The sequence below is a fragment of the Natronomonas amylolytica genome (assembly GCF_037031205.1).
In the GTDB taxonomy this organism is placed as follows: domain Archaea; phylum Halobacteriota; class Halobacteria; order Halobacteriales; family Haloarculaceae; genus Natronomonas; species Natronomonas amylolytica.
In genome coordinates, this window is record NZ_JAYEZM010000004.1 from 364,775 (window position 1) to 374,165 (window position 9,391).

The following is a 9,391-nucleotide window of genomic DNA, read 5'->3' on the forward strand; positions in this document are numbered from 1 at the left end:
GAATCCATCGCGGGAGACCTATTTGACAGAATATATATACCCGGTACGCTCGTAGGTTCGGTAGGCAAGTGACGGAACCGGACCGAGACGAGGTACCGTTCGGGACCGAGTCGTTCTATCGGACCCTCGTCGAGAACGCCTCCGAGGGGATGCTCACCATCGACACGGAGAGCCGCATCGTGTATGCGAACCCGGCCGTCGAGGAGATTCTCGGGTATTCCCCGTCGGAACTCGTCGGCAGCTCGAAGATGCGAATCATCCCCGAGCGACTGCGGCCGGTCCACGCCGAAGGCCTCCAGGCCTACGTCGAGACCGGCGAGCGACACATCGACTGGGACGGCATCGAACTGCCCGCACTCCACAAGGAGGGCCACGAGGTGCCGACGCTCATCAGCCTCCGGGAGCACGAACACGACGGCGAGCGGTACTTCACGGGCATCATCCGCGACATCAGCGAACGGAAGCGACACGAGGACGTCCTTCGGGAGCGAAACGAGCGCCTCGACGAGTTCGCCGAGGTCCTCTCTCACGACATCCGGAACCCGCTGTCGGTGGCGAGAGGCTACACCGAACTCGCCCGCGAGGCCCACGACGTGCCCGAACTCGACGAGGTGGCCGACGCGCTGGACCGCATGGAGGAACTCATCGAGGACGTACTGGCCCGCTCCCGCGACAGCGGATTCGTCGGCGAAACCGAACCCATCTCGCTGGAGGAGGCCCTCCGAACCGCGTGGCAGGAAGTTCTGACGCCCGATGCCGAACTCGAAATCGAGGCCGAACTGGGCGTCGTCGAGGCCGACCGCAGCGGCCTCCGGGAACTGTTCGCCAACGTCCTCCGCAACGCCGTCGACCACGCTGGCGCGGACGTGACGGTTCGGGTCGACCGCACCGACGACGGGTTCTACATCGAGGACGACGGTCCCGGACTGGCCGACGACCTCGAAGACCCCTTCGAGCGCGGCGCCTCCACGCGGCCGGAGGGCACCGGCTACGGCCTCGCTATCGTCCAGCGAATAGCGAACGCCCACGGCTGGACGGTCGAGGCCACAGAAACGGAACGCGGCGCACGCTTCGAGTTCGCCGGCATCGACCGACGGTAGGGCCGCCGTGGAGCCACCTCCGCTCCCGCCACCGCCCGAGCAGCGGCCACACCGCCCCCGGACCGGTTGTTTTTGGTATCGCCGCACCGACCCTCGGGTATGACCTTCAGCATCTGCGTTCGCGAGGAATACGAGGACGACGACGGCGACGAACAGACCCGCTTCGGCGTCGCGGTCACCACCCGACTGGCCGGCGTCGGCACGCTCTGTCCATTTATCAGCGAGAACGGTGCCGTCGCCACCCAGAGCCTCGTCAACGTCGAGTTGGGAGAGAAGGGCATCGAGTACATCGACGACGGACTGGCCGTCGAGGACGCCCTCCAGTCGCTTTTAAATGCCGACGACGGCGCGGAGAACTGCCAGCTCCACGGCGTCGACAGCGAGGGCTCGTTCGTCTTCTCCGGCGAGGAGTGCAAGCCGTGGTACGGCCACCACGACGGCGGCTCCTTTACGGTCGCCGGCAACCTCCTGACCGGCGAGGAAGTCATCGACGCGGTCGTCGACAGCTACGAGAAGAGCGCGCCGCCACGCGGCGCGGACAGTCGAGCGGAGACCGAAGGGAACCGCGAGACGGGCGACCGCGATGAGCCGCTTGCCAAACGACTGGTCGACGCCCTCGAAGCCGGCCACGAGGAGGGCGGCGACAAACGGGAGGAACTGCCCGTCCAGAGCGCCGCGCTGCTGGTCGAATCCACCGAGGAATTCGCGCTGGACCCCGCCTACAACGACCTCCGCATCGACGCCACCGAGACGCCCATCGAGGACCTCCGGGAGACCTACGAGACGGCCGTACAGGGCCACGAGGACGCGATGGACCTCTACGAGGACGCCTACGACGAGGACGATATGGCTGGCGCCGCCGAAGACTAAGGCGGCAACACCCCGGTCAGGAATCCCCGCCCGCCACCAACAGCGTGTTCTCCACGAGACTCGTGATGCCCCGGCGGAGGCGTTCGGTCACGGCCTGATCGGAGATGTCGAGTTCCTCGGCGAGTTCCTGCGTCGAAACCTCCCGGGGAAGCCGGTAGTAGCCCTCGCTGACCGCGAGCGTCAGGCCCTCCCGCTGTGAACGTGTCAGCCCCCGCGATGTACTGTCGGTCGATTCGGTCGGCTTGTAGACCCGCTCGACCGTCAGCGGAATCCCCTCGTCGGTGTAGTGTTCCTGAAACGCCGAGAGCAGGTCGTTGGAGGGAAACCGGACGTCGATGTTCCACCGCTCGGCGCCGCCGGTCGCCGCGAGCAAGGTCCCATCCAACTCCAGCAGCGTCCCGAGGAGCGTCTCGTCGGACGGCGTCCACGTCAAGCGATACAGCGTCTCCGCGTCGTAGGACGCGACCGACTCGAAGCCGTCGACCGAGGGGTGGTCCCGGACGGCCGCCTCGAAGGACTCGCGGGCGTCGTTACGGACGCGGACGAGGGGCGTAGGGCGGCCGCCCAGCGGGACCATCGTCTCGAGGGACACCTGCGTCGACCCCTCGACCCGCAGGATGCGCCCGAGTTCGAAGGCCTCGGCGGGAAGCGACGCCTCGACAATGACGCTCATTAGATAGGGGCGTTTCCGCTCCGACGCGTTAAAGACTCCCCACCATCGGCCGGTTCGGGCGATTCGAGACATGATACACCATGCTTTTCGGTACTACTATCCGCCATGCGGACCTTGGTGAGCGTAGAGTTGCAAACGCAGGAGGCATTCAGGGTGTCCCGTTCTTCGAGCGACGATCTCGTCGAGACGTTACCTCCCGAGGCGTGACCGACGAGAGCGTCTCGACCAGCATGAACCCGATTTCCAATCCATGACATACGATTCCCCGTTCGACGATGCGCCGTTCGATGCCGAAATCACGAGCCCCGAAGCGTTCGAAGCCGCACTTCACGGACTCCTGCTGACCGCCCTCGAAAACGACGTCGACCCGCGCGGCGCGTGGGAGTACCGCACCGACGGCGCCGACACGGACTGGGAAGTCATGGTGTTGGAACTGCAGGCGCGGGACGCCTCGGACTGAAAAGCGCGTCGTCGTTCCGCCCGGACCCCTCAGACGTGGAACTCGTAGAGGTCGTCGCCGACGTGGTGGAGGTTCTCGACGACCTTTCCGGAGTCGCCGACCATGTCATCGCCCGGTGCTTCCGCGCGACCGACCGCGAGCGCCTTGCCGTGGTTCTCCTCGACGACGACCACGAGGTCGCCCGGTTCGATGTCGTCGGTGGCTTCCGTAATTCCGGGCCGCATGATGTTGGCGCCGTCGGAGACGAAGGAGATGGCACCGGAATCGACGGTGACGACGTGGTTCTCGGGCGGGTGTTCGTTGGCGCCGACGACCGTCAGGAAGAGTTCGCCGTCGAAGGAAGCGACCAGCGGGTCGCCGTCGACGAGGACGACCTCGCGGTCGACGTCGTCGAACTCGACGCGCTCGTAGCTGTCGCCATCGAGGTCGACGCCGAGTTTCTCGGCGAGGTCGCCCTCCAGTTCGCTGATTTCGTCCGACCGGAGGTGGTGGCGGGACTTGACGTCCATACCCGAACTTGGCGCGTCACGAGTTAAAAACCGCCGGTCCGAGGCGGCGACAGAAAGCGACGACTCGCCGCCGCACCGCCGTCCCGTCACCGCTAATATGGATTGCTGTAACGATTTACCGGCCATCGCCCGTACAGTCGGCGATAGCCGGTAAAAGACTACAGCAATCCATATAAGACCGCGGCGGCCCGCATGTCGGTATGATAGACCTACGGAGCGATACGGTGACCAAGCCGTCGCTCGGGATGCGGGAGGCCGCCGCCGACGCCGAGGTCGGCGACGACGTCTACGGCGAGGACCCGACGGTCAACGAACTCGAAGCGCGCGTCGCGGAGGTACTTGGCAAGGAGGCGGCCCTGTTCGTGCCCTCGGGGACGATGGGCAACCAGATAGCCGCCCGCGTCCACACCGACCGCGGCGAGGAGGCACTCGTCGAGGCCGAGAGCCACATCTACAAGTGGGAACTCGGCGGCCTCGCCCAGCACTCGGAGCTACAGGTCCGAACCATCGACGGCGGCGACCGCGGGGTCGTCACCCCCGAGGCGGTCGCCGACGGCTACGTCGAGGCCGACGACCACCGGCCGGGAACCGGCCTGCTGTGCCTGGAGAACACCCACAACAGCAAGGGCGGCACCGCCATCGCGGCCGACCGCATCGACGCCGCCTGCGAGGCCGCTCACGACCGGGACGTATCGGTCCACCTCGACGGCGCGCGACTGTTCAACGCCGCGACGGCGCTGGATACCGACGCCTCACGGCTGGTCGCGAACGTCGATTCGGTGATGTGCTGTCTCTCGAAGGGCCTCGGCGCGCCCGTCGGGTCGATGCTCGCCGGCAGCGAGGCGTTCATCGAGGAAGCCCACCGCGCCCGGAAACTGCTCGGCGGCGGCATGCGGCAGGCCGGCGTCATCGCCGCACCGGGGCTCATCGCACTGGAGAACCGCGAGCGACTGGCCGACGACCACGAGAACGCCCGGCGGCTGGCCGCCGGATTGGACGCCCTCGACGGCCTGACGGCCTGCGAACCGGAGACGAACATCGTCCTCGTGAAAACCGACGAACCCGCAGAACGGTTCCTCGAACGCTGTGCGGAGCGGGACGTACTCGGTTCGGCCTTCGGCGACAACGTCGTTCGGTTCTGTACGCACCTCGACGTCGACCGCGAGGACGTCGAGTCTGCGATTCGGCGTATCGAGGGGGTTCGCGGCTGACGCTGGCGGTTCGGCGTCGGATTACTCGCCGCCCTCGCGGCCCCTGCGGAGCCCTTCGGTGAAGCTCAGGAGGATGCGGCGGACGAACAGGAAGAGGCCGAAGACGATGAGCAGGAGGACGACGATGATGCCGACGAGCGTGGCGTCGACGCCGCCGGGGAAGACGGAACCGCCGACGAAGGGAGCCACGGCCCCGGCGAGGGAGACGAGCGGGTACATAGTCGGCGGTTGCCGCGCCGGCCCAAAGGCGTTTCGGGGAACAAAGTTCATGCTCACGGGTTCATAACCAATTGGCGATGAGCCTCCTGCCCTCCAGTCCGGACGTTTCCCCGGACAGCGAGCCGCGGGTCGTCGGCCTCGACAGCGAGGAGGCCGACGACCTGATGGCCGCGCTCTCCTCGACGACGGCCCGGCGGCTTCTCTCGGAACTCCACGAGGAGCCCGCCCCACCGGGCGAGTTGGCCGACCGCGTGGATACGTCGCTGCAGAACGCCCAGTATCACCTCGAAAAGCTCGAAGACGCCGGCGCCATCGAGGTCGTCGGCACCGCCTACTCGGAGAAGGGCCGCGAGATGAACGTCTACGGCCCCGCCGACAGCCCGCTCGTCATCTTCGCCGGCGAGCAGGAACGCGCCTCCGGGCTTCGGGCGGCGCTCTCGCGGCTCTTCGGCGGCTTCCTCGCGCTGGCGGTCGGCGCCGTGGCGATTCAGGAACTGTTCGGCCGGAGCATCCTCCGCGCCGGTGAGGACAGCGCCGCTCCCGCCGGCGCCGGCACCGAGACGGCCACGCCGACGCCCGAGTCGGCACCGACGGAGACGCCGACACCGACGCCCACGGGCGGCGGCAATGGCGGCGATATCGGCATCCAGTCGACCGAGACGGGAACTCCGGTGCCGACGGAAGCCCCTCCGGAAACGGAGGCCGAAGTCGCCGCCGATACGATGACCCCGACGCCGACCGATGTCGCCACGGAAGCCGCAGAGGGCGGTGGCGCCCTCGACCTGCCCGCGCTCGTCGACGGCCTGTTCGGCGGCGGCCTCCCGCCGGGCGTGGCCTTCTTCCTCGGCGGCGCGACCGTGCTGACGGTCCTCGTGGCGGTGACCTACGTTCGGACCCGAACGTAGCGCCGCTGTCGTGGGCTTTCGATAGCTAAAATCGGGGTTTGACCTTTCGCCGCTACCTTATAAGTACCCGTCGTAGGAACGGATGCGCTGAACGCTCCGGACGGTCTACAACCGTCCATCTCAGCCCTCCACCCCGCTGGCGCTTGCCCTTGCCCGATCGGCGTTCGGCGCACCCTTCATCCACCCACCCGTCTCCGCCCGAATTATCTCACCGACAGCGCGGAGTCACGTCTCCGCGTCCACAGCGCGGAGTTACGTCTCCGCGTCCACAGCGCGGAGTCACGTCTCCGCGTCCACCGCCCGCGGTTCGACGGTGAACTCCTCGAAGACCTCGCCAGTGGGTTCGACCAGTCGCCCGCGAGCGAGACCCGCGTCGTCGTCCCACGTCAGTTCGGCGTGGGCCGGGCGGTTCCAGCGCGGGTCGGCGTGACTGCCGGGGTTGAGCATCGGGACGGTCCCCTCTCGGAACTCCGGTCGGTGTGAGTGGCCGAACACGAGCAGGTCGGCGCTGGACTGCCGGGCGAACATCGACAGCGCCGTCTCGGTCTTCTGGTGGCCGTGGGTGACCGCGATACGGAGGTCCCGCCACTCGACGATTCGTTCGGCGGGCAGGCGCTCGCGGACGGGGTCGGTGGCGTTGTTGCCGTAGACGCCGCACAACGCACAGCGGGCCTCGAAGGCGTCGAGGACGGGCTCGGTCATGAAATCGCCGGCATGAACCACGAGTTCGGCCGAATCGACGGCTTCGGCGGTGCGACCCTCCAGTCGGGTCGACTCGCGGCCGTGGGTATCCGAGAGGGCGACGAGCATACCGCCGCTACGGCGAGGGGACCTATGACACCAACGCCTTAGTCCCGTCGGGTAGTGGGTCGCGTATGGCAGGTAGTACTGGCGTCGTCATCGCCGCGATGTTCGCGAACGGGGCCATCGCCGTCCTGAAGTTTTTCGGCTTTCTGTTGACGGGGAGTCCCTCCATGCTGGCCGAGACCTATCACTCCATCTCCGATACGGGCAATCAGGTGCTGTTGCTGGTCGGCATCAAGTACAGCCAACAGGAGGCCAACCGCACCCATCCGTTCGGCTACGGGAAGGCACAGTTCTTCTATGCCTTCCTCGTCTCGGTGCTGCTGTTCGGTATCGCGGGCTGGGAGAGCCTCAAACACGGCTACGAGAAGGTCCGCCACGGCGGCGGCGAGACCGAGGCCGGCGCCGCCGAGTTCCTCGGCTACACCATCGATATCCCGCTGCCGGTCGACCCCTTCTGGCTGTCGGTGATCATCCTGCTGGGCGCCATCGGCTTCGAGACCTACGCGTTCGTGAAGGCCAACGCCGAACTGCAACGCCAGATGGAGCAGTACGGCTGGTCGGGCTACCGCGAGGCCTTCGACCGGACGAGCGACATCTCGACGCTGACCGCCTTCACCGAGGACACCGTCGCGTTGGTCGGTCTCGTCGTCGCGCTAATCGGTATCTTCGCCAGCCGCTTCACCGGAAACCCGGTCTACGACGCCGCCGGCGCGATCGTCATCGGCATCCTCCTGATGTCCTTCGCCGTCCTACTGGCCATCGAGAATAAGCGGCTCATCCTCGGCGAGAGCCTCGCAAAGACGGCCGAAGAGGACCTCCGGAAGATCGTCGCCAACGGGGAGGGCATCCTCGGCGTCGACGACCTCCAGACGACCTTCGTCGGCCCCCAAAAGGTCCTCGTGGTCGGCGACGTGCGGTTCGAGACGCACCTCACGCCCGCCGAGGTCGACCTCGCCATCGAGGACATCGAGAACACGCTCCGCGAGGCCGACGACCGCGTCGCGTTCGTCTACATCGAGCCCGCGGACTAAGTCGGCGCAGTCGATACCGGCGCCGCCTTTCGAGTCCTTTTTGCCCGCCAGTCGGCAAGAGTCGGTATGCTCACAGCGGGCGTCATCGCCGTCCAGGGCGACGTCTCGGAACACGCCGACGCCATCCGCCGGGCCGCCGACCGCCACGGCGAGTCCGTCGCAGTCGAGGAGATTCGCGACCCCGGCATCGTCCCCGAGTGTGACCTCCTGCTCATGCCCGGTGGGGAGTCGACCACCATCTCCCGACTGCTTCGAGACGAGGGCATCGACGACGAGATTCGGGCCTTCGCCGCCGACGGCAAGCCCATGCTCGTCACCTGTGCCGGCCTCATCGTCGCCAGCCGCGACGCCAAGGACGACCGCGTCGAGACGCTCGACATCCTCGATGTGACCGTCGACCGCAACGCCTTCGGCCGACAGAAGGACAGTTTCGAGGCCCACCTCGATGTCGAGGGACTCGATTCGCCCTTCCCCGCGGTCTTCATTCGCGCGCCCGCCGTCGACGAGGTCGGCGACGGTGTCGACGTCCTCGCGACCGCCAAGGACCGCGTCGTCGCCGTCCGCGAAGGCAACATCGTCGGCACCGCCTTTCACCCCGAACTCACCGAGGACTCCCGGGTTCACGGGCTGGCGTTCTTCGAGTAGCCCGCTACGCGTCCGTCGACTCGCACCGAACGCGCGCCGAGCACGGTTTTTCGCGCAGACGAACGCGTTTTTAGCCGTGCGCACCGTTTCGGACGTATGGACGCACACATCGACGGGGTCCGGGTCGCCGAGACCCCCACGGGACTCGCGGCGGTCGTCCTCCTCGGCGTCGACGAACACGAGGACGTCCTCCCCATATTCATCGGCGTCGAGGAGGCGACTAGCATCGCCCGCGGGCAGGACGCCACCGACATCGGGCGGCCGCTGACCCACGACCTCATGCTCGACGTGATGGAGGAACTCGGCGGCCGCGTCGAGCGCGTCGTCGTCTCCGGCCTCGACGAGGACACCTACGTCGCCGACCTCCACATCGAGACGCCGCGCACGGAGGCCGTCGTCGACGCCCGGCCGAGCGACTCGCTAGCGCTCGCGGCCCGCACCAACGCCGACATCGAAATCGAGGAGGGCGTCTTCGAAGCGGGTCGAGAAGCCCCCGAGGAGTACGACGACCTCGACGACGTCCGCGAGGTGATGGCCTGATGAGCGAGGCTTCGACCGACGAGATTCTGGACGAACTGTTCGCCGTCATCGAATCCCGGAAGGAGGAACTGCCCGAGGACTCCTACACCGCCTCGCTGTTTACCCACGAGAAAGGCGAGAACGCTGTGCTGGAGAAACTCGGCGAGGAATCGACAGAACTGATTCTCGCCGCCAAGGACGACGACCACAAGGAACTGGCCCACGAGGCCGCCGATATCGTCTACCACATGCTCGTGTTGCTGTCGATGAAGGACATGGACGTCGCTGATTTGCGTGCTGAGTTGCGTGAGCGTCGGTAACCGCTTTTCTGTGATTTATTTATAAACAGAGCTTGGCGACCCCGTGACCGCAAACAGCCCGAAAGCCCTCGGCCCGCTGGCGGTCGCTAAGGAGGCACTATCCTCCCTTCGGTCGGATAGTG

General features: G+C 66.8%; 13 protein-coding genes. 9 read left to right on the forward strand and 4 right to left on the reverse strand.

What is annotated here, in order from left to right:
- Positions 1-68: 68 nt before the first annotated feature.
- Both U5914_RS07610 and U5914_RS07615 read left to right on the forward strand, forming a co-directional pair.
- Positions 69-1,100, forward strand: coding sequence for a two-component system sensor histidine kinase NtrB (locus U5914_RS07610; RefSeq protein ID WP_336135152.1), 1,032 nt, complete (start codon positions 69-71; stop codon positions 1,098-1,100).
- A gap of 99 nt (positions 1,101-1,199) precedes the next feature.
- Positions 1,200-1,970: a DUF1028 domain-containing protein gene (locus U5914_RS07615; RefSeq protein ID WP_336135153.1), complete on the forward strand. Its 771-nt coding sequence runs from the start codon at positions 1,200-1,202 to the stop codon at positions 1,968-1,970.
- A 16-nt stretch (positions 1,971-1,986) separates the two neighbouring features.
- On the opposite strand, the gene U5914_RS07620 is transcribed toward U5914_RS07615, so the two are convergent.
- Positions 1,987-2,643, reverse strand: coding sequence for a helix-turn-helix domain-containing protein (locus U5914_RS07620; protein WP_336135154.1), 657 nt, complete (start codon positions 2,641-2,643; stop codon positions 1,987-1,989).
- A gap of 250 nt (positions 2,644-2,893) precedes the next feature.
- Between U5914_RS07620 and U5914_RS07625 the strand changes: the two genes are divergently transcribed.
- Complete coding sequence (locus U5914_RS07625; RefSeq protein ID WP_336135155.1) at positions 2,894-3,103, forward strand: hypothetical protein; 210 nt, start codon at positions 2,894-2,896, stop codon at positions 3,101-3,103.
- Between the two features lie 29 nt (positions 3,104-3,132).
- On the opposite strand, the gene U5914_RS07630 is transcribed toward U5914_RS07625, so the two are convergent.
- A complete protein-coding gene (locus U5914_RS07630; protein ID WP_336135156.1) occupies positions 3,133-3,612 on the reverse strand; it encodes an RNA-binding protein in 480 nt (159 codons plus the stop codon).
- Positions 3,613-3,812: 200 nt separating this feature from the next.
- Between U5914_RS07630 and U5914_RS07635 the strand changes: the two genes are divergently transcribed.
- A complete protein-coding gene (locus U5914_RS07635; RefSeq protein WP_336135157.1) occupies positions 3,813-4,823 on the forward strand; it encodes a threonine aldolase family protein in 1,011 nt (336 codons plus the stop codon).
- A 21-nt stretch (positions 4,824-4,844) separates the two neighbouring features.
- Here the strand turns inward: U5914_RS07635 and U5914_RS07640 are convergent, their stop codons facing one another.
- On the reverse strand, positions 4,845-5,042 hold the full coding sequence (locus U5914_RS07640) for a DUF7859 family protein (protein WP_336135158.1): 198 nt from the start codon (positions 5,040-5,042) through the stop codon (positions 4,845-4,847).
- A 77-nt stretch (positions 5,043-5,119) separates the two neighbouring features.
- On the opposite strand from U5914_RS07640, the gene U5914_RS07645 reads away from it, so the two are divergent.
- Positions 5,120-5,947 carry an ArsR/SmtB family transcription factor gene (locus tag U5914_RS07645; RefSeq protein ID WP_336135159.1) on the forward strand — a complete coding sequence of 276 codons (828 nt, stop codon included), beginning with the start codon at positions 5,120-5,122 and terminating at the stop codon, positions 5,945-5,947.
- Between the two features lie 279 nt (positions 5,948-6,226).
- Here U5914_RS07645 and U5914_RS07650 read toward each other — a convergent pair whose 3' ends face one another.
- Entirely contained in the window at positions 6,227-6,757 is a 531-nt protein-coding gene (locus tag U5914_RS07650) for a metallophosphoesterase (protein ID WP_336135160.1), read from the reverse strand.
- Positions 6,758-6,822: 65 nt separating this feature from the next.
- Between U5914_RS07650 and U5914_RS07655 the strand changes: the two genes are divergently transcribed.
- The 4 genes from U5914_RS07655 to hisE all read left to right on the forward strand — a co-directional run bounded on the left by U5914_RS07655 (position 6,823) and on the right by hisE (position 9,269).
- Entirely contained in the window at positions 6,823-7,785 is a 963-nt protein-coding gene (locus U5914_RS07655) for a cation diffusion facilitator family transporter (protein WP_336135161.1), read from the forward strand.
- Positions 7,786-7,851: 66 nt separating this feature from the next.
- Positions 7,852-8,430, forward strand: a complete 579-nt coding sequence (gene pdxT / locus U5914_RS07660; RefSeq protein WP_336135162.1) for a pyridoxal 5'-phosphate synthase glutaminase subunit PdxT — start codon at positions 7,852-7,854, stop codon at positions 8,428-8,430.
- Positions 8,431-8,526: 96 nt separating this feature from the next.
- Positions 8,527-8,970, forward strand: a complete 444-nt coding sequence (locus tag U5914_RS07665) for a bifunctional nuclease family protein (RefSeq protein WP_336135163.1) — start codon at positions 8,527-8,529, stop codon at positions 8,968-8,970.
- Complete coding sequence (gene hisE, locus U5914_RS07670; RefSeq protein WP_336135164.1) at positions 8,970-9,269, forward strand: phosphoribosyl-ATP diphosphatase; 300 nt, start codon at positions 8,970-8,972, stop codon at positions 9,267-9,269. Before U5914_RS07665 ends, hisE begins: the two co-directional genes overlap by 1 nt.
- The last annotated feature ends 122 nt before the right edge of the window (positions 9,270-9,391 follow it).

Excerpts from the sequence above, each read along its gene's own strand:
- U5914_RS07615 (WP_336135153.1), top strand. The coding sequence starts at position 1,200 with ATGACCTTCAGCATCTGCGTTCGCGAGGAATACGAGGACGACGACGGC.
- U5914_RS07620 (WP_336135154.1), bottom strand. The coding sequence starts at position 2,643 with ATGAGCGTCATTGTCGAGGCGTCGCTTCCCGCCGAGGCCTTCGAACTC.
- U5914_RS07625 (WP_336135155.1), top strand. The coding sequence starts at position 2,894 with ATGACATACGATTCCCCGTTCGACGATGCGCCGTTCGATGCCGAAATC.
- U5914_RS07630 (WP_336135156.1), bottom strand. The coding sequence starts at position 3,612 with ATGGACGTCAAGTCCCGCCACCACCTCCGGTCGGACGAAATCAGCGAA.
- U5914_RS07635 (WP_336135157.1), top strand. The coding sequence starts at position 3,813 with ATGATAGACCTACGGAGCGATACGGTGACCAAGCCGTCGCTCGGGATG.
- U5914_RS07640 (WP_336135158.1), bottom strand. The coding sequence starts at position 5,042 with ATGTACCCGCTCGTCTCCCTCGCCGGGGCCGTGGCTCCCTTCGTCGGC.
- U5914_RS07645 (WP_336135159.1), top strand. The coding sequence starts at position 5,120 with ATGAGCCTCCTGCCCTCCAGTCCGGACGTTTCCCCGGACAGCGAGCCG.
- U5914_RS07650 (WP_336135160.1), bottom strand. The coding sequence starts at position 6,757 with ATGCTCGTCGCCCTCTCGGATACCCACGGCCGCGAGTCGACCCGACTG.
- U5914_RS07655 (WP_336135161.1), top strand. The coding sequence starts at position 6,823 with ATGGCAGGTAGTACTGGCGTCGTCATCGCCGCGATGTTCGCGAACGGG.
- pdxT (WP_336135162.1), top strand. The coding sequence starts at position 7,852 with ATGCTCACAGCGGGCGTCATCGCCGTCCAGGGCGACGTCTCGGAACAC.
- U5914_RS07665 (WP_336135163.1), top strand. The coding sequence starts at position 8,527 with ATGGACGCACACATCGACGGGGTCCGGGTCGCCGAGACCCCCACGGGA.
- hisE (WP_336135164.1), top strand. The coding sequence starts at position 8,970 with ATGAGCGAGGCTTCGACCGACGAGATTCTGGACGAACTGTTCGCCGTC.